The 18,615-nt window shown below is 62.9% G+C and carries 19 protein-coding genes; 1 reads left to right on the forward strand and 18 read right to left on the reverse strand.

From position 1 onward, the window contains the following. Positions 1-135: 135 nt before the first annotated feature. The 17 genes from BM315_RS07990 to ccoN (BM315_RS08070) form a co-directional block, all read right to left on the reverse strand. Complete coding sequence (locus tag BM315_RS07990) at positions 136-954, reverse strand: ion transporter (protein WP_090499606.1); 819 nt, start codon at positions 952-954, stop codon at positions 136-138. A 232-nt stretch (positions 955-1,186) separates the two neighbouring features. Next, positions 1,187-1,735, reverse strand: a complete 549-nt coding sequence (locus tag BM315_RS07995; protein WP_090499609.1) for an adenine phosphoribosyltransferase — start codon at positions 1,733-1,735, stop codon at positions 1,187-1,189. Between the two features lie 52 nt (positions 1,736-1,787). Beyond that, positions 1,788-2,522 carry a fumarate/nitrate reduction transcriptional regulator Fnr gene (gene fnr / locus BM315_RS08000; RefSeq protein ID WP_090499611.1) on the reverse strand — a complete coding sequence of 245 codons (735 nt, stop codon included), beginning with the start codon at positions 2,520-2,522 and terminating at the stop codon, positions 1,788-1,790. 124 nt (positions 2,523-2,646) lie between these two features. Continuing rightward, positions 2,647-4,029: an oxygen-independent coproporphyrinogen III oxidase gene (gene hemN / locus BM315_RS08005; protein ID WP_090499613.1), complete on the reverse strand. Its 1,383-nt coding sequence runs from the start codon at positions 4,027-4,029 to the stop codon at positions 2,647-2,649. Positions 4,030-4,178: 149 nt separating this feature from the next. Next, on the reverse strand, positions 4,179-4,862 hold the full coding sequence (locus BM315_RS08010) for a sulfite exporter TauE/SafE family protein (protein WP_090499615.1): 684 nt from the start codon (positions 4,860-4,862) through the stop codon (positions 4,179-4,181). Continuing rightward, positions 4,855-5,073 (reverse strand): cbb3-type cytochrome oxidase assembly protein CcoS, encoded by a 219-nt coding sequence (ccoS, locus tag BM315_RS08015; RefSeq protein WP_090499616.1) that lies wholly within the window; start codon positions 5,071-5,073, stop codon positions 4,855-4,857. The genes BM315_RS08010 and ccoS overlap by 8 nt, the downstream gene beginning before the upstream one ends. Before the next feature lie 485 nt (positions 5,074-5,558). Beyond that, the gene (locus BM315_RS08020; protein WP_090499618.1) at positions 5,559-7,958 is read right to left on the reverse strand and encodes a heavy metal translocating P-type ATPase; all 2,400 of its coding nucleotides are present in this window, start codon (positions 7,956-7,958) and stop codon (positions 5,559-5,561) included. 111 nt (positions 7,959-8,069) lie between these two features. Then, positions 8,070-8,576, reverse strand: a complete 507-nt coding sequence (locus tag BM315_RS08025; RefSeq protein ID WP_090499620.1) for a FixH family protein — start codon at positions 8,574-8,576, stop codon at positions 8,070-8,072. 14 nt (positions 8,577-8,590) lie between these two features. Next, entirely contained in the window at positions 8,591-9,997 is a 1,407-nt protein-coding gene (ccoG, locus tag BM315_RS08030; RefSeq protein ID WP_090499622.1) for a cytochrome c oxidase accessory protein CcoG, read from the reverse strand. 137 nt (positions 9,998-10,134) lie between these two features. Beyond that, entirely contained in the window at positions 10,135-11,121 is a 987-nt protein-coding gene (ccoP, locus tag BM315_RS08035) for a cytochrome-c oxidase, cbb3-type subunit III (protein WP_090499624.1), read from the reverse strand. Next, on the reverse strand, positions 11,118-11,303 hold the full coding sequence (locus BM315_RS08040; RefSeq protein ID WP_090499626.1) for a cbb3-type cytochrome oxidase subunit 3: 186 nt from the start codon (positions 11,301-11,303) through the stop codon (positions 11,118-11,120). The genes ccoP (BM315_RS08035) and BM315_RS08040 overlap by 4 nt, the downstream gene beginning before the upstream one ends. Positions 11,304-11,309: 6 nt before the next feature. Continuing rightward, entirely contained in the window at positions 11,310-11,918 is a 609-nt protein-coding gene (gene ccoO, locus BM315_RS08045; RefSeq protein ID WP_090499628.1) for a cytochrome-c oxidase, cbb3-type subunit II, read from the reverse strand. After that, complete coding sequence (gene ccoN / locus BM315_RS08050) at positions 11,918-13,360, reverse strand: cytochrome-c oxidase, cbb3-type subunit I (protein ID WP_090499630.1); 1,443 nt, start codon at positions 13,358-13,360, stop codon at positions 11,918-11,920. Before ccoN (BM315_RS08050) ends, ccoO (BM315_RS08045) begins: the two co-directional genes overlap by 1 nt. Before the next feature lie 357 nt (positions 13,361-13,717). After that, entirely contained in the window at positions 13,718-14,650 is a 933-nt protein-coding gene (gene ccoP, locus BM315_RS08055) for a cytochrome-c oxidase, cbb3-type subunit III (RefSeq protein WP_090499632.1), read from the reverse strand. Then, positions 14,647-14,832, reverse strand: a complete 186-nt coding sequence (locus BM315_RS08060; protein ID WP_090499634.1) for a cbb3-type cytochrome oxidase subunit 3 — start codon at positions 14,830-14,832, stop codon at positions 14,647-14,649. Before BM315_RS08060 ends, ccoP (BM315_RS08055) begins: the two co-directional genes overlap by 4 nt. A 3-nt stretch (positions 14,833-14,835) precedes the next feature. After that, positions 14,836-15,444, reverse strand: a complete 609-nt coding sequence (gene ccoO, locus BM315_RS08065; RefSeq protein WP_170862177.1) for a cytochrome-c oxidase, cbb3-type subunit II — start codon at positions 15,442-15,444, stop codon at positions 14,836-14,838. Further along, complete coding sequence (ccoN, locus tag BM315_RS08070; protein ID WP_090499638.1) at positions 15,444-16,883, reverse strand: cytochrome-c oxidase, cbb3-type subunit I; 1,440 nt, start codon at positions 16,881-16,883, stop codon at positions 15,444-15,446. The genes ccoO (BM315_RS08065) and ccoN (BM315_RS08070) overlap by 1 nt, the downstream gene beginning before the upstream one ends. Positions 16,884-16,987: 104 nt before the next feature. Here ccoN (BM315_RS08070) and BM315_RS08075 point away from each other — a divergent pair, with 104 nt between their 5' ends. Beyond that, positions 16,988-17,668 (forward strand): alpha/beta family hydrolase, encoded by a 681-nt coding sequence (locus tag BM315_RS08075; protein WP_090499640.1) that lies wholly within the window; start codon positions 16,988-16,990, stop codon positions 17,666-17,668. A gap of 268 nt (positions 17,669-17,936) precedes the next feature. On the opposite strand, the gene BM315_RS08080 is transcribed toward BM315_RS08075, so the two are convergent. Next, the gene (locus BM315_RS08080) at positions 17,937-18,452 is read right to left on the reverse strand and encodes a cyclic nucleotide-binding domain-containing protein (protein WP_170862178.1); all 516 of its coding nucleotides are present in this window, start codon (positions 18,450-18,452) and stop codon (positions 17,937-17,939) included. Between the last annotated feature and the right edge of the window lie 163 nt (positions 18,453-18,615).

The following is an 18,615-nucleotide window of genomic DNA, read 5'->3' on the forward strand; positions in this document are numbered from 1 at the left end:
GGATTGCATCCGGGCTACCGGAGCTGGGGCGGGCAGCCAGATGGGTTGAGCCTGCGGGCGCATGGGTGCGCACGGCGCACCTGGGCTCGCAGGGGCGTGAAGCCCGTGCGACCGCTCCTGCGAGGGGGCGGTGGGTCAGGCGCGTGGTTGGCGCAGTGCGGCGACTTCTGCGCGCAGGGCTTTGAGTTCATCGAGCAGCAGTTGTTCGGTTGTCGAGGGCGGAGCCAGCAGCGCTTCCTGGTCGTGGGTGGCTTGCATGGCATTGACCACTACCGCGATGAACAGGTTGAGCATCATGAAGGTGGCGATCAGGATGAAGGGCAAGAAGTACATCCAGGCCAGCGGGAACTGTTCCATCACCGGGCGCACTATGCCCATCGACCAGCTTTCCAGGGTCATTACCTGGAACAGGGTGTAGAGGCTGGCGCCGAGGCTGCCGAACCATTCGGGGAAGGCTTCACCGAACAGCTGGGTGGCCATCACCGCGGCCACGTAGAACACCAGGCCGAGGAGCATGGCGATGCTACCCATGCCCGGCAGCGAAGACAGCAGGGCCTGTACCACCCGGCGCATATTCGGGTTGATCGAGATCAGCCGCAAAACCCGCAATACCCTGAGTGCGCGCAACACGGCGAATGGGCCGCTGGCGGGCACCAGGGCGATGCCCACCACCAGGCAATCGAATACCGCCCAGGGATCGCGCAGCAGGCCGATGCCGCGGGCGATGAAGCGCAATGCCAGTTCGAGGATGAACAGGCCGAGTATCAACTTGTCCAGGGGCTGCAGCAGCCCGCCCCAGTCGGCCATCAGACTGGGCGAGGTTTCCATGCCGAGGATGGCCGCATTGAGGATGATCAGGGTGGTCACCAGGCGGGTGATGCCTGGGCTTTCCATCAGGTCGGCCAGGCGCTCGCGCCAAGTGCCATAGCTCGGGGTCAGGATGTTCTCGGGCATGATTAACGGACCGTTGAAAAATGTAGGCGAGGCAGCCAAGACAAGGCAAAAACAGGCGAGGAAGCGGACTGGGCTCGCACGCGAGTTTACCAGCTGTAAATGAGCATTACTCGCTTCGCTCGCCCTTCGGGCCGCGCTAAAGCGCGTTAGCCGCAAGCGGCTTGCCGAGCCTGTTTTTAACGCCCCTCTCTTTTATCAAGAGGGGCAACGTAGGTAGTTTTTCAACGGCCTGTTAGCGGTCGTCGAGGGCGAAGGCGGTGAGAGTAAAGGTCGGGATGCCGATGTCTTGCAGTTTTTCCGAGCCGCCCAGTTCCGGCAGGTCGATGATCGCAGTGGCTTCATGAATGCTCGCGCCCATGCGTCGCACCAGTTGGGCGGCGGCCAGCAGGGTGCCACCGGTGGCGATCAGGTCGTCGAACATGAGTATCTGGTCGCCTTCGCAGAGGCTGTCGGCCTGTACTTCGAGAAAGGCTTCGCCGTACTCGGTCTGGTAGCTCTCGCGCAGCACCTCGCCTGGCAGTTTGCCTTGCTTGCGGAACAGGATCAGTGGCTTGTTCAGTTCATAGGCGATGATTGAGCCAATCAGGAAGCCGCGCGCGTCCACGGCGCCGATATGGCTGAACTCGGCTTCGACATAGCGCTGGATGAAGCTGTCGGCGACCATGCGCAGGGCGCGTGGCGACTGCAGCAGCGGGGTGATGTCACGAAAAGTCACCCCGGGCTTGGGGAAGTCCGCGACTGTGCGGATCAGGGTCTTGATACTGAATTCGTCGAAAATCATTGTGAGAGTCCTTGAGGCGTCGGCTGCTGGCTGGCCGTCGCCCATGCTGCGATCAGGCGTCGAGGTTGCCGCCGGCCAAGGCACAGAGTTCGATCGGGTCGAGAATATGCACCGACTTGCCTTCGGTCTCGAGCAATTGGTTCTGCTGGAAACGGGTGAATACCCGGGAGACGGTTTCCACCGCAAGGCCCAGGTAGTTACCAATTTCATTGCGCGACATGGCCAGGCGGAACTGGTTGGGTGAAAAGCCCCGGGCGCGGAAGCGGGCGGACAGGTTGACCAGGAAGGTGGCAATGCGTTCATCGGCGGTTTTCTTCGACAGCAGCATCATCATCTGCTGATCGTCGCGGATTTCCCGGCTCATCACCCGCATCAGTTGGCGCCGCAGTTGCGGCAGCAGGATCGACAGTTCGTCGAGCCGCTCGAAGGGGATTTCACAGACCGAGGTGGTTTCCAGCGCTTGCGCAGAAACCGGGTAGGTATCGGTGTCCATGCCGGACAGGCCGACCAGTTCGCTGGGCAGGTGGAAGCCGGTGATCTGCTCTTCGCCGCTGTCGCTCAGGCTGAAGGTCTTCAGCGCGCCGGAACGCACGGCGAACACCGACTCGAAGACATCGCTCTGGCGGAACAGGAACTCGCCTTTCTTCAGCGGGCGACCACGCTTGACGATCTCGTCCAGCGAGTTCATGTCTTCCATATTCAGCGATAGCGGCAGGCACAAGGTCGCTAGGCTGCAATCCTTGCAGTGGGCTTGATGTGGCGTATGCAGTTTGATGCTTCCGGACATCGGCGTCGATTCCTAGGTAAAACACGCAGTGGCACCAAGGTTACAACAGGGGGCGGGTCTCAGCCAGTCGCAGAAAGACTTTGTTGGTCGAATGAAGCTGACAAGGCTGGCCGCATGGCCGTCGTTAGATCACCTCTGCGAAGTGCTGGCGACTGCCTTGATCAAGGTAGTGATCGAATAGCATGCACAGCGAGCGCACCAGCAGGCGGCCGGCTGGACGCACGCTTATGCCTTCGGCGCTGAGGTTGACCAGGTCGTCCAGTGCCATTTGTTCCAGTTGTGGCCAGATATCGGCAAAGTACGCGCGGAACTGGATGCCGTGGGCGTGCTCGATCTCGGCAAAATTCAGGGAGAAATGGCAGATCAGCTGCTGAATCACCGCGCGCCGCACGCGGTCATCGGCATTGCAGTGCAACCCATAGCGGGTGGCCAACTGACCGTTGGTCAGGGTGTGCTGGTACTGGTTCAGATCGCTGTCGTTCTGGCAGTAGAGATCGCCAATCTGGCTGATAGCCGATACGCCGAGGCCGATCAGGTCGCAATGGCCGTGGGTGGTGTAGCCCTGGAAATTGCGCTGCAGGCCGCCGTCTTCCTGGGCGCAGGCCAGTTCGTCATCGGCCAGGGCGAAGTGATCCATGCCGATATAGCGGTAGCCGGCGGCGTTCAGCTGGGCGACGCTGGCCTGCAGTATCGCCAGTTTGTCGGCCGGGCTGGGCAGGTCGTTGCTGTCGATGCGCCGCTGCGTCGTGAACCGCTCGGGCAGGTGGGCGTAGTTGAACAGCGACAGCCGGTCGGGCTGCAGGGCGATGATCTCGTCCAGGGTCAGGGCGAAGCTTTGCGGGGTCTGCTTGGGCAGGCCGTAGATCAGGTCGATACTGACCGAGCGGAACTGCAGGGTGTGGGCGGCTTCGACGATGGAGCGGGTTTCTTCCAGGGTTTGCAGGCGATTGACCGCGCGCTGCACCGCCGGGTCGAGGTCTTGCACGCCGAGGCTGACCCGATTGAAGCCCAGGTCGCGGAGCAGGCCCATGGTCGACCAGTCGGCTTCGCGCGGGTCGACCTCGATGCTGTAGTTGCCGGAGTCGTCATTCAGCAGGTTGAAGTGCTGGCGTAACTGGCTCATCAGGTGACGCAGTTCGTCATGGCTGAGAAACGTCGGGGTGCCACCACCGAGGTGCAATTGTTCGACGCGCTGACGGCGGTCGAGGTGGTGGTCGAGGATGGCCATTTCCTGTTCCAGCGCACGCAGATAGTGCTGGGTGCGCCCGCGATCCTTGGTGATCACCTTGTTGCGGGTGCAGTAGTAGCAAGCGTGCGCGCAGAACGGCAGATGCACATAGAGCGACAGCGGGCGCAGTTGCCTGCTGCTGTCGCGCAGGGCATGCAACAGCTCGAACGAACCGACGCCGCCGTGCATCTGCGCAACGGTGGGGTAGGAGGTGTAGCGCGGTCCGGCCTGATCGTAGCGGCGGATCAGCTCCGAATCCCAGTGGATGGCGTCAAACATACGGGTAATCCCCGATCCAACTATCAATGTCGGGAGTCTATGCAGGCGTGCTCCCGAGCGTGTTGACCTGTGTCAACGGGAGTTCGGGGCTCCAGCCGCAAGCCACAAGCTAGAAGCAACGGCGTTTCAGCTTATGGCTTGTAGCTGCTTCAATGCCCCATCAGCCAGTGCTGATGCGGGCCGGGCAGGGTCCATAGGCCGAAGAGGATCACCAGCAGGCCGCCGGCCATGCGCACGCCCTGTTTGCGCAGCAAGGCGGTCATGCGTTCGGCCGCCATGCCGGTGGCCAGCAGCACCGGCAGGGTGCCGATGCCGAACGCCAGCATCAGCGCGGCGCTGTCGAGTGCGTCGCCCTGGCTCGCCGCCCAGAGCAGGGTGCTGTAGACCAGCCCGCACGGCAGCCAACCCCACAGGCCGCCGAGGAGCAGGGCGCGCGGCAAACTGGTGACCGGCATGAAGCGACGGGTCAGCGGTTGAATAAAGCGCCACAGGCCGCGACCGAGCGCTTCGATGCGGGTCAGGCCGCTCCACCAGCCGGCCAGGTACAGGCCCATGGCGATCAGCAGCAGGGCGGCGACAACCCGCAGCAACATGGCCGCCGGGCTGCTGGCCAGAGCCCAGCCGGCCATGCCCAGGAGCAGGCCGGCGAGGGCGTAGCTGAGAATCCGCCCGAGGTTGTAGGACAGCAATAGCTGAAAGCGTTGCCCGCGCTGTTCCGCTGGTATGGCCAGGGTCAGGGCGCCCATCAGGCCACCGCACATGCCCAGGCAGTGGCCGCCGCCGAGCAGGCCGAGGATCAGCGCAGACAACAGCAGGGGCGCCAGTTCAAGCACGGGGCGGCTCCTGGTCGTCGCTTGGCTCATCAGTTTTTTGCGCCTGACTGACGCCGGCCTTGTGCATGGGGTCTTCGTCGTCGAACAGGATGCTGTGGGCCGGACCGTCGAGGTCGTCGTACTGGCCGCTGTCGACGGCCCAGAAGAACAGCCAGATGGCGAAGCCGACCAGGGCGATGGCAACCGGGATCAGGATGTAGAGCGCGGGCATGGGGTCTCCGAATACGGTAAGGCCTAGCAGGCCGTTGAAAAACTACCTGCGTTGGCAATACTGCGTTAAAAACAGGCTCGGATGCGAGCCCAGTCGGAATGCTCATTTACAGCTCGTAAACTCGCGTGCGAGCCCAGTCCGCTTCCTCGCCTGTTTTTGCCTTGTCTTGCCTGCCTCGCCTACGTTTTTCAACGGTCTGCTAGGGTGGATCGGGGTGCGTGGCTGGCGCTTTTTACATGGCTATGTACCAGTAGCGTGTTGTGTTCAGGCTTCGGCGCTTAAGTGTGAAGGATCTGACCTCGTAGGGTGCGCCGTGCGCACCAGCGCTGGCTGCAGGCTCTTGGTGCGCACGGCGCACCCTACCTATGCGGCCCTTGCAAGCAGGGCCACTCTTCCCCAAACGCCCCATGCAACAGCTAATTGGTACATAGCCTTTTACATCCACCCTTGCAGCCTTGTGGTGGATCGGTGAAGCCTGATCCACCCTACGGGCGGGTCAGGCGCAGGGCGTTGAGCACCACCAGCAGTGAGCTGAGCGACATGCCCAGCGCGGCCCAGATCGGCGTGATCCAGCCGATGGCGGCGAACGGCAGCACCAGGCCATTGTACAGGCTGGCCCAGACCAGGTTCTCGATGATGATCTTGCGGGTGCGCCGGGCCAGGCTGAAGGCCTGTACCAGGCTGCCCAGGCGGTTGGACAGCAGCACCGCATCGGCGCTGGTTTTCGCCAGGTCGGTGGCGCTGCCCATGGCCACGCTGATATCGGCGCCGGCCAGCACCGGCACGTCGTTGACCCCGTCACCGAGCATCAGCACCCGGCGACCCTGTTCATGCAATTTGTGCAGCTCCGCCAGCTTGGCGTCCGGGGTCATGCCGCCGCGGGCGTCTTCTATGCCCAGTTGGCCTGCCACCTCGCCGACCATCGGCGAGTTGTCGCCCGAGAGCAGCAGTACCTGCCAGCCGCGCGCGCGGCAGGCTTTGAGCAGGGCGGGGGCGTCATCGCGCAGGCGGTCGTCGAGGACGAACCAGGCCAGCGGGCCCCGGCCGTCGCCGAGCAGCAACCACTGGCCCTGTGCGCCGGGGATCGCCGGGGCGGCCTGGCCACTCAACTGGCTGACGAAGGCGGGCTGACCGATGCGCAGTTGACGGCCCCCGACCGAGCCCTGCAAACCCAGCCCGGGCATACTGTCGACCTGCTCGGCGGCCTGGGCGGCGCGGCCAAAGGCGCGGGCGATCGGATGTTCCGAGCGGTTTTCCAGGGCGGCGGCCAGGGCCAGGCAGGCATCGCCGTCCAGCGCGCCGAGCGGATGGATGGCGCTCAGGGTCAGACGGCCTTCGGTCAGGGTGCCGGTCTTGTCGAAGATCACCGTGTCGATCTGGTTGAGGCCTTCCAGCACATGACCACGGGTCAGCAGCAGGCCGAGCTTGTGCAGGCTGCCGGTGGCGGCGGTCAGGGCGGTCGGGGTGGCCAGGGCCAGGGCGCAGGGGCAGGTGGCGACCAGTAGGGCCAGGACGATCCAGAAGGCGCGTGAGGCATCGAGCTGCCACCAGATCAGGCCAACCGCAGCGGCCACCACCAGCACGATCAGCAGGAACCACTGCGCCACCCGGTCGGCGATCTCCGCCAGACGCGGCTTCTCGCTCTGCGCACGTTCGAGCAGGCGGACGATGGCCGACAGCCGAGTGGCATCGCCAAGCGCCTGTACTTCGACGGTCAGCGGCCCTTCGACGTTGAGGGTGCCGGCGGTCACGCTGTCGCCGACGGTGCGCGGTTGCGGCAGGTATTCGCCGGTGAGCAGCGATTCATCGACGCTCGACTGACCGCTGAGAATGCGGCCATCGGCCGGCAGCAGGGCGCCGGGCGGCACCAGCACCTGCTCGCCTGTGCGCAGTTCGCTGAGCAGGATTCTCTGGCTCTGGCCGTCGCCATCCAGGCGCAGACAGGAGGCCGGCAATAGTTGCACGAGCTGCGCGGTAGCCGCCGCCGTGCGCTCGCGGGCGCGGCGTTCCAGGTAGCGGCCGGTGAGCAGGAACAGGGCGAACATGCCGACCGCATCGAAATACAGCTCGCCCTGGCTGCTGACGGTCGACCAGATGCCGGCGACATAGGCGCCGCCGATGGCCAGGGATACCGAGACGTCCATGGTCAGGTGACGGGTGCGCAGATCGCGCAGGGCGCCGCGGAAGAACTGGCCGCAGCAGTAGAAGACGATCGGGGTGGTGAGGAACAGGCTGACCCAGCGCAGGATACTGTCCAGCTCGGGGCTGAGGTCGATGTTGAATTCCGGCCAGGTGGCCATGCTCGCCATCATCACCTGCATCCACAGCATGCCGGCCACCCCCAGTTCGCGCATGGCCCGGCGGTTTTCCCGCTGCAGCTGCTCGGCGGCGGCATCGGCCTGCCAGGGGTGCGCGGCATAGCCGATCTTGCGCAGCTCCTTGAGCAGTTGGCTGAGCGGCAGCTGGCTGTCGGCCCAGCGCACCTGCAGGCGGTGGTTGGACAGGTTGAGGTGGGCCGCGGCGATACCCGGCAGATCGCGCAGGTGCTTCTCGATCAGCCAGCCGCAGGCGGCGCAACTGATGCCTTCGATCAACAGGCAGGTCTCGCTCAGCTCGCCGTGCTGTTCGACGAAGGGTTGTTGCACGTCGCTGCGGTCATACAGCGCCAGTTCATCGGGTAGTGCCTGCGGCAGGGATTGCGGGTTGGCGGCGTTTTCGCTGCGGTGCTTGTAGTAGTGCTCCAGCCCGCCGGCGACTATGGCCTCGGCCACCGCCTGGCAGCCCGGGCAGCACAGGGCGCGGGTCTCGCCCAGGACCTGGGCGTGAAAGCGGCTGCCGGCAGGAACCGGCAGGCCACAGTGGTAACAGGGGGTTGGACTAGCCATGGGGGTGGAGTCGTGTACCTGGCGTTGCTGCGTAGCCGGCTGGCAGGCGTGGCGGCGGGGTGCGATCTGCGCTGCGAACCCTTTCGCCAGCAGCGATGCCGTAGCAGCGCACTACTGGGCATCCCCGAGGCGGATGGTCTTGCCGCTTTCCAGGGTTTCTTCTTCGAACAGGCGCCAATCCTGGCCGCCTTCCTGGCCGATCAGTTCGACGAAGCGCCGGCCCTGCACCACATCCTGCATCTGCCCGCGGTACAGGCCCTGGCCGTGCGGCTGCAGGACGATGCGGCGGTCGCGCTCCGGTTGGGTCGGCGAGATCAGGTTCAGCACCAGTTGCGCCGGGCCGCTATGACCTTGCAGACGCAATTGGGCCACGCCGGTCTCATCGTCGAGGTCGAGGGTGGCATGCAGTTGCAGGCGCGCGGCCAGGGTTTCGCGCTCCAGCGACTGGTTGATGCCTTTGCCGACATCGTAATAGTCATCGGAGATCAGGCCCGGTGGATTGCGCGTGGCAATGGTCAAAAGGGTCAGCCCTTGCACCACCGAGTAACCCAGCAGGGCAATCAGGAACCAGGGCCAGAACTGCTTGAACCAGGGTTTGATCGGTGCTTGGTCAGACATGTTTGGCCTCTTGATCAGCGGATGCTCGGGCCGATAAAGCGGCTGGCGGCGTCGTTGGTGATGCTCGCATCGTCCGCGGAGCGGATGCGGAACATGATTTCATTGGTGCTGGACGGCAGGTTTTCCGGGGCGATCGACAGTTCGACCGGCAGCGACAGCACTTCGCCGGCCAGCGCCTTGACTTCGCGTTTGCCTTCGTAGACCAGGCCGTCGAGGCCATCGGCTTCGATCAGGAAGGTGACCGGTTGTTGGGCCTTGTTCATGATCTTCAGGGTGTAGACGTTCTCGATCCGGCCTTCCTCGTTCTCGCGGTAGAGTACGCGATCCTTGAGCACGTCCAGTTCGACCAGCGAGCGGCTGGCCACGGCCCAGGCGAAGACCGCCATCATCGCCAGCAGGGCGATGGCGTAGCCGATCAGGCGTGGCCGGACCAGGTGGGTCTTCTGCCCCGACAGGTTGTGTTCGGTGGTGTAGCTGATCAGCCCTTTCGGGTAGTTCATCTTCTCCATGATGCTGTCGCAGGCGTCGATGCAGGCCGCGCAGCCGATGCACTCGATCTGCAGGCCGTCGCGGATGTCGATGCCGGTCGGGCAGACGTGTACGCACATTTTGCAGTCGATGCAGTCGCCCAGGCCCTGGGCCTTGTAGTCGGCATCACGCTTGCGCGGGCCGCGCTGTTCGCCGCGGCGCGGGTCGTAGGAGACGATCAGGGTGTCCTGGTCGAACATCACGCTCTGGAAGCGCGCGTAGGGGCACATGTAGATGCACACCTGTTCGCGCAGGTAGCCGGCATTGCCATAGGTGGCGACGGTGAAGAAGCCGACCCAGAACAGGGCCCAGCCACCGGCCTCGAGGGTGAAGAGTGCGGGGATCAGTTCGCGGATCGGCGTGAAGTAGCCGACGAAGGTGATCGCCGTGAGCAGCGACACGCCAGCCCAGATGCTGTGCTTGGCCAGCTTGCGCAGGAATTTCTGCGCGCTCATCGGCGCCTTGTCGAGTTTCATGCGCTGGTTGCGGTCGCCTTCGGTGACCTTTTCCGCCCACATGAAAACCCAGGTGAATACGCTTTGCGGGCAGGTGTAGCCGCACCAGACGCGGCCGGCATAGACGGTGATGAAGAACAGGCCGAAGGCGGCGATAATCAGCATGGCCGACAGCAGGACGAAATCCTGGGGCCAGTAGGTGGCGCTGAGGATATGGAATTTGCGCTCTGGCAGGTTCCACCAGACGGCCTGGCGGCCATTCCAGGTGAGCCAGACAGTACCGAAATAGAGGATGAACAGCAGGGCGCCGCCAAGCATGCGCAGGTTGCGGAAGATGCCGGTGAAGGAGCGGGTATAGATTTTCTCGCGATTGGCGTAGAGGTCGACGGTTTCGACCTTGGCCGGGGTGACGTCTTTAACGGGAATCTGCGTGTTCATCGGTGTGTACCACGGCGGTTGATTGGCTGCCCCGGTCGATGCATGCCAGCCGGGGTCATTCTCGCTATAGCGCTATGGTACGCCTGGCTTGCCCTGGCGGCGCGCGACCGTGGGTCGCGCGCCGCGCAGGTGGAGAATCACTTCTCCACGGGTTGTTGCGACAGGCTGTACACGTAGGCCGCCAACAGATGCACTTTGTCATTGCCGAGGAAGTCTTCCTGGGCGGGCATCTTGCCGCTGCGGCCATAGCGCAGGGTTTGCTGAACCTGAGCAAAGCTGGAACCGTAGAGCCAGACTCGATCGGTCAGGTTGGGTGCGCCCATGGCTGGTTGGCCCTTGGCGTCAGCACCATGACAGACTGCACAATTGGCGGCGAAGATGTCTTGACCTGCGGCAACGTCTATCTCGATAGCTTCCGGGTTTTTCAGGCCAGACAGACTGCGCACGTAACCGGCGACATTGCGGATGCCTGCTTCGCCAAGTGCGGCCAGTTGCGCGGGCATCATGCCCTGGCGCCCGCCCATGATGGTGGTCTTGATGGTTTGCGCTTCGCCGCCGTACAGCCAGTCGTTGTCGGTCAGGTTGGGGAAGCCGTAGGCCCCCTTGGCGTCGGAGCCGTGACACACCGAACAGTTGGACGCGAACAGGCGGCCACCCATTTTCAGGGCTTGCTCGTCCTGGGCAACCTGTTCGATTGGCATGGCGGCATATTTGGCGAAGATCGGCCCGTATTGCCCGTCGGCCTTGGCCATTTCCTTTTCCCACTGGTGCACGCCGGTCCAGCCCGCATTGCGCACGCCGTCACTGACCTGGATATCGGTGGCGAACGGCGTCTGGGCCTTGTTATCGAGGTACTCGTAGCCCGGCAGCAGGCCTTTGAAGTTACCCAGGCCCGGATAGAGCACCAGGTAACCCAAGGCGAAAACGATGGTGGCGAGGAACAGCATGAACCACCACTTGGGCAGTGGATTATCGTATTCCTCGATGCCGTCGAAACTATGGCCGACGGTCTCTTCGGTGGCTTCCTGGCGTTGGCCCTTGCGGGTGCCAAAGATAAGCCAGGTCAACGCGAAGATGGTGCCTAGGGAGAGGATTGTTACGTACCAACTCCAGAACGTGGTCATTGGTTATTGCTCCTGGAAGATTTCTCGTCACGCTCACTGGGTTTGGGATCGTCGGCGAAGGGCAGGTTGGCGGCTTCGTCGAAGCTCGATTTGCGCTTGCTGCTGTAGGCCCAGAGCACCACGCCGATAAAGGCGATGAACACCACTGCCGTGCCTATGCCGCGAATAGTCCCGATGTCCATTGTGCGTTACCGTTTGTTCTTGATTGAGGTGCCGAGGACCTGCAGGTACGCGACCAGCGCGTCCATTTCGGTCTTGCCCTTGACGGCGTCCTTGGCCCCGGCGATGTCTTCATCGGTATAGGGAATGCCAAAGCCGCGCATGACTTCAATCTTCTTCGCGGTGTCCTTGCCGTCGAGCTTGTTCTCGACCAGCCAGGGGTAGGACGGCATCTTCGATTCCGGCACCACGTTGCGCGGGTTGTACAGGTGAGCGCGGTGCCACTCGTCCGAGTAGCGGCCGCCGACCCGGGCCAGGTCCGGCCCGGTACGCTTGGAGCCCCAGAGGAACGGGTGATCCCAGACGCTTTCGCCGGCGACCGAGTAGTGGCCATAGCGCTCGGTTTCGGCGCGGAACGGACGGATCATCTGCGAGTGGCAGCCGACGCAGCCCTCGCGGATATAGATGTCGCGGCCTTCCAGTTGCAGCGCGGTGTAAGGCTTGAGACCCTCCACCGGCTCATTGGTGACGTCCTGGAAAAACAGCGGGACGATCTGGGTCAGGCCGCCGATGCTGACGGCGAGCACCATCAGCAGCGCCATCAGACCGATATTCTTCTCGATGATTTCGTGTTTCATCAGTGGGCGCTCCCAGCGGTGAACTGCGCGGCCGCTTCATATTCAACCGGCTTGGCGGCGCGCACGGTGCGGTAGGTGTTGTAAGCCATCAGCAACATGCCGGTGACGAAGAACATGCCGCCGATCATGCGCACCACGAAACCAGGATGGCTGGCCTCCAGTGCTTCAACGAAGGAGTAGGTGAGGGTGCCGTCTTCGTTGACGGCGCGCCACATCAGACCCTGGGTGATGCCGTTGACCCACATCGAGGCGATATAGAGCACGGTGCCGATAGTGGCCAGCCAGAAGTGCAGGTTGATCAGCGCGATGCTGTGCATCTGCTCGCGGCCGTAGACTTTCGGGATCAGGTGATAGAGCGAACCGATGGAGATCATCGCCACCCAGCCCAGTGCGCCGGCGTGAACGTGGCCGATGGTCCAGTCGGTGTAATGCGACAAAGCATTCACAGTCTTGATCGCCATCATGGGACCTTCGAAGGTGGACATGCCATAAAAGGCCAGTGAAACCACCAGAAAGCGCAGGATCGGATCGGTACGCAATTTATGCCAGGCACCAGACAAGCTCATCATGCCGTTGATCATGCCGCCCCAGCTCGGCGCCAGCAGGATCAGCGACATCGCCATGCCCAGGCTTTGCGCCCAGTCCGGCAGGGCGGTGTAGTGCAGGTGGTGCGGGCCGGCCCAGATGTACAGGGTGATCAGTGCCCAGAAATGCACGATCGACAGGCGATAGGAGTAGATCGGCCGTTCGGCCTGCTTGGGCACGAAGTAGTACATCATCCCCAGGAAGCCGGTGGTCAGGAAGAAGCCCACGGCATTGTGGCCGTACCACCACTGGATCATCGCATCGGTCGCGCCGGAGTACATCGAGTACGACTTGAACAGGCTCACCGGCACGGCAGCGCTGTTGACAATGTGCAGCATCGCGGTGACCAGGATGAAGGCGCCGTAGAACCAGTTGCCGACATAAATGTGCTTGGTCTTGCGCTTGACCACGGTGCCGAAGAACACCACCGCGTAAGCGACCCAGACAATGGTGATCAGTACGTCGATCGGCCATTCCAGCTCGGCGTATTCCTTGCTGCCGGTGAAACCCATCGGCAGGGTGATGACTGCAGCGACGATCACGGCCTGCCAACCCCAGAACACGAAGGCGGCCAGGCCGTCGGAGATCAGGCGCGCCTGACTGGTGCGTTGCACCACATAGAATGACGTGGCCATCAGTGCACATCCGCCGAAGGCGAAGATCACCGCATTGGTGTGCAAGGGGCGCAGACGGCCGAAGCTCGTCCACTCCATTCCCAGGTTGAGTTCCGGCCACACCAATTGTGCGGCGATGAACACGCCGAGAAGCATGCCAATGACTCCCCAAATCACCGTCATCACGGCGAATTGGCGAACCACCTTGTAGTTATAAGCAGTCTGACTGATTGCTGTGCTCATGCTGGGTTCCACGGTTAATGGATTTTTATAGGGGCAAAAATCGGCGGCAAGTATGGAGAAGGCAGGTAGTCAATGCAACGCTGCAGGCCCACCGGGTCGTGCTTTCAAGGGCTTTCGGCAAGGGTTTCGCGGCTGCTCTGGAGTGCCTTGTCGACAACTTGAAAAGCAGCGCGAAGATGGTCTTGCCCCGAGTTATGGCGGCTGGCGACTGGTGGCAAGCTTAACTCAAATCAAGAAATGGCCAAGTCGTAGTGGGCTGATGCGACGTTGCGTCGCACCCCCCGGCAGACTGACAGAAGGTGGGCTGGTAGAGGAGTTGGCGACAACGTGTTGTCGCCAACTGGGCGGGGGAAGGGTTTACCTGGCTTGCTGTTGCCCCTGGCTCAGGCTCAACACGTAGGCGGCCAGCAGGTGCACCTTGTCGTCACCCAGGTACTGCTCCTGGGCCGGCATCTGGCCGCTGCGGCCGTGGCGGATGGTCTGCTGCAGTTGCACCAGGCTGCTGCCGTAGATCCAGCCGGCGGGTTTGGTCAGGTCGGGCGCGCCGAGCATGGCCATGCCCGTGCCTTGCGCGCCGTGACAGGCCTGGCAGTTGCCGGCATATATCTGCGCACCCCGTTGCAGGTCGAAGGACTTGTCGGCAGGCAGCGGCAGGCCGGCCAGGTCGTGGCGCACGTAAGCCGCCACCTGCTGCACGCCGTCCTCGCCAAGCGCCTGGACCCAGGCGGGCATCATGCCCATGCGGCCATTGAGGATGCTGGCCTTGATTGCGGCAGGTTCGCCGCCCCAGCGCCAATGGTTGTCGGCCAGGTTGGGGAAGCCCGCCGAACCCTTGGCGTCGGAGCCATGGCAGACCGAGCAATAGGTGGCGAACATGCGCCCACCCATTTTCAGAGCACCCTCGTCTTTAGCCACTTCTTCCAGAGGCATGGCCGCATATTTGGCGAAGATAGGCCCGTAGAGTTCGTCGGCCTGGTCCACTTCGCGCTGCCATTGGGCCACCTGGGTCCAACCATCCGCGTAGCCCGGCAGCACACCTTTCCAGTTGCCCAGGCCGGGGTAGAGCACCAGGTAAGCGACGGAAAAGATCAGCGTGCCGATGAACAGCAGGAACCACCACTTGGGCAGCGGGTTGTCATATTCCTCGATGCCATCGAAGGAGTGACCCATGGTCTGCTCGGTCTCGTTCTTGTGCGTCTCGCCCTTGCGGGTGGCGAAAATCAGCCAGAACAGGGCGAGCAGGGTGCCAACGGTCAGCAGGGTTACATACCAGCTCCAGAAGGTACTCATGGGGTGTTGCTCCTCGATGCAGCAGACGTGGATTCATCGGCAAAAGGCAGCAGCGCCGCCTCGCTGAACGCGGCGCGACGCTTGCTGCTGTATGCCCAGAGCGTCACGCAGACGAAGGACAGCAGTACCAGTGCCGTACCTATGCCGCGCAGCGTGCCGATATCAATGGTTGCGAATGACATGGCCTACCTCTTGTTCTTGACGGCAGTGCCGAGCACTTGCAGATAGGCGACCATGGCATCCATTTCGCTTTTGCCCTTGACCGCTTCCGCGGCGCCGGCGATGTCCTCGTCGCTGTAAGGCACGCCAAGCGTGCGCAGCGCCTTGAACTTGGCGGCGGTGTCCTTGCCGTCCAGGGTGTTTTCCACCAGCCAGGGGTAGGACGGCATCTTCGATTCCGGCACCACGTTGCGCGGGTTGTACAGGTGAGCGCGGTGCCACTCGTCCGAGTAGCGGCCGCCGACCCGGGCCAGATCCGGCCCGGTGCGTTTGGAACCCCAGAGGAAGGGGTGGTCGTAGACGCTTTCACCGGCCACCGAGTAGTGCCCGTAACGCTCGGTTTCGGCGCGGAACGGGCGGATCATCTGCGAATGGCAGCCGACGCAGCCCTCGCGGATGTAGATGTCGCGGCCTTCCAGTTGCAGCGCGGTGTACGGCTTGAGGCCGGCCACCGGTTCATTGGTGACGTCCTGGAAAAACAGCGGGACGATCTGGGTCAGGCCGCCGATGCTGACGGCGAGCACCATCATCAGGGCCATCAGGCCGATATTCTTCTCGAGTATTTCGTGTCTCATCAGTGGGCTCCTTCAACCGAAAACTGCGCGGCGGCTTGCAACTCGGCGGCCTTGGTATGGCGCACGGTCTGCCAGACGTTCCAGGCCATCACCAGCATGCCGCTGAAGAAGATCGCGCCGCCGATCAGGCGCACCACAAAGCCGGGGTGGCTGGCTTCCAGGGCTTCGACGAAGGAGTAGGTGAGGGTGCCGTCTTCATTGACTGCGCGCCACATCAGGCCCTGGGCGATGCCGTTGACCCACATCGAGGCGATATAGAGCACGGTGCCGATGGTGGCCAGCCAGAAATGCACGTTGATCAGGCCGATGCTGTGCATCTCCTTACGGCCGAAGACCTTGGGAATCAGGTGATAGAGCGAACCGATCGAGACCATGGCCACCCAGCCGAGGGCGCCGGCGTGAACGTGGCCGATGGTCCAGTCGGTGTAATGGGACAGGGCGTTGACGGTCTTGATCGCCATCATCGGGCCTTCGAAGGTCGACATGCCGTAGAACGCCAGGGACACCACCAGAAAGCGCAGGATCGGGTCGGTGCGCAGCTTATGCCAGGCCCCCGACAGGGTCATCATGCCGTTGATCATGCCGCCCCAGCTCGGTGCCAGCAGAATCAGCGACATCACCATGCCGAGCGATTGCGCCCAATCCGGCAGCGCGGTGTAGTGCAGATGGTGGGGGCCGGCCCAGATGTACACGGCAATCAGCGCCCAGAAGTGCACGATCGACAGGCGATAGGAGTACACCGGACGCTCGGCTTGCTTGGGCACGAAGTAGTACATCATCCCCAGGAAGCCGGCGGTCAGGAAAAAGCCCACCGCGTTATGCCCGTACCACCACTGGATCATCGCGTCGGTCGCCCCGGCGTAGGCCGAGTAGGACTTGGTCAAAGTCACCGGAATGGCCATGTTGTTGACCAGGTGGAGGATGGCCACGGTGAGGATGAAACCGCCGAAGAACCAGTTGCCCACATAGATGTGGCTGACCTTGCGCTTCATGATGGTGCCGAAGAACACGATGGCGTAACTGACCCAGACCACGGTGATCAGGATGTCGATCGGCCATTCCAGTTCCGCGTACTCCTTGGAACTGGTGAGGCCAAGCGGCAGACTGACGGCCGCCAGGAGGATCACCGCCTGCCAGCCCCAGAAGGTGAAAGCCGCCAGTTTGGGCGCGAACAGGGTGGCCTGGGAGGTGCGTTGCACCGCGTAGTAACTGGTGGCAAACAGCGCACAACCGCCGAAGGCGAAGATCACCGCATTGGTGTGCAACGGTCGCAGGCGACCGAAGCTGGTCCAGGGCAGGTCGAAGTTGAGCGCGGGCCAGGCGAGTTGCGCGGCGATCAGTACGCCGACCGCCATCCCGACTATGCCCCACACCACCGTCATGATGGCGAACTGGCGCACCACCTTGTAGTTGTAGGCGGAACTGATTGTAGTGTTCATGTCTGGGTTTCCATCCACGGTTATGGGCAGATCATTCAAAACAGTCGGTCTTGCGCGGGCCTGAGCTGTGACGCGAGCCGAAGGACTTCTAAAGCGAGGCAAGCATGGGCAAATGGCAAAGTGCCGGTATTGACGGGGATCAATGCGCGCAGCCGGAGGCGCGGGATGGGTGGCTGTGGAATCGGCCGGCAGCGGCGGCGCGGGCCACGTTGATACTCGCCCACGGCGCCGGTGCGCCGATGGACAGCGAATTCATGATGCAGATGGCGCAACTGCTGGCCGCACGCGGGGTTGCGGTAGTGCGCTTCGAGTTCGACCACATGGCCGCCCGCCGTCTGGACGGCAAGAAACGCCCGCCCAACCCCCAGGCCAAACTGCTGGAAAAGTGGCGTGGGGTGTATGCCCGGGTGCGCCAACAAGTCGCAGGGCCGCTGGCCATTGGCGGCAAGTCGATGGGCGGGCGCATGGCCAGCGTGCTCGCCGATGAACTGGGCGCCGATGCGCTGGTTTGCCTGGGCTATCCCTTCCATGCCGTTGGCAAGCCGGACAAACCCCGCGTCGCGCATCTGGCCGAACTGCGCACGCCGACCCTGATCGTCCAGGGCGAACGCGACGCCCTGGGCGACCGGCAGACGGTGGCCGGTTATCAATTGTCCAAGGCGATAACCCTGCACTGGCTGGCGAGCGGCGATCACGACCTCAAACCGCTCAAGCGTTCAGGCTTCAGTCACGCACAGCATATGCAGGCCGCGGCGGATGTGGTGGCAGGATTTCTTGCAGGGTAAGGGCGCCCGTCAGGCTGGGGCAGTTCTTGCTGTCATCTCGTCGGGAGAGGCTGACAAGACGCGTGGCACTGTTCCCGCTATCGGCTATGCGAACCTGGGGGCACACTGCGCAACTGTAGCCTGGATGAAATCCGACAGGCCCACTGCCATCGCGAACGCCTTCCCGGATTGCGCTGGCGACGGCATTGCGAGTAGCGCTACAGCAGCATTTCGTCTTCGCAATGGCCTGCTTAAGGGTTGATCACACGGTCATTCTGGATGAACTGCGTTAAATTTCAGTGGGCTGGGTCGGTCCGACCCCGGGTGAAGTGCCTTCGGCTGGCGGGCGGAGAATGCAATAGCTCAGAAAGCGGCTCATATCCCGGGACAGGTTGATGAAAAAGATGCCGAACTGCTGGTTATCCAGTTCTTGCAGCTTGGCCAGGGCCTGGCTGGAAACCTTCAGCACTATGCATTCGCTGGTTGCTTCGCCACTCAGTAGCCGGGGGCGCATCGCCAGCATCGCGGAGAAACCGACGCTTTCCCCTTCGCCGGTCGTGTGGATGATCTCCCGTCCGGCATCGCTATCCTGATAAATCGCCAGATGCCCCCGCAGCACCACATAGAAGCAATCGGCGCGCTCTCCCTGATGATAGAGGGTCTCGCCCGCCGTCAGCTTGAGCAGCTCGCCGCCCTCCAGCAGGTTCTCGATGAAACTGTCCGTGAGGGCGCCGAATGCGGACATCTTCTGCAAGGCTCCGCCAGGAAGGATGTCGCTGAGCAGGGCCAGGTCGAGAGTTTGCATGGCGTTGCACCGGCCTTCCTTCCTCGCTGGAATGGCCCTCAGGTCACAGATTGGTGGCGTTGCCGCCATCATTGGCATGCGTGACTGAATACCGATCCAGTACCTCTGCACCGGCGCCAGCATGTGTACTGGCAGTATAGGCCTGAGAGGCGGTAGACAAAAA

Origin of the sequence: Pseudomonas borbori, from assembly GCF_900115555.1 — a bacterium.
GTDB classification, from domain to species: domain Bacteria; phylum Pseudomonadota; class Gammaproteobacteria; order Pseudomonadales; family Pseudomonadaceae; genus Aquipseudomonas; species Aquipseudomonas borbori.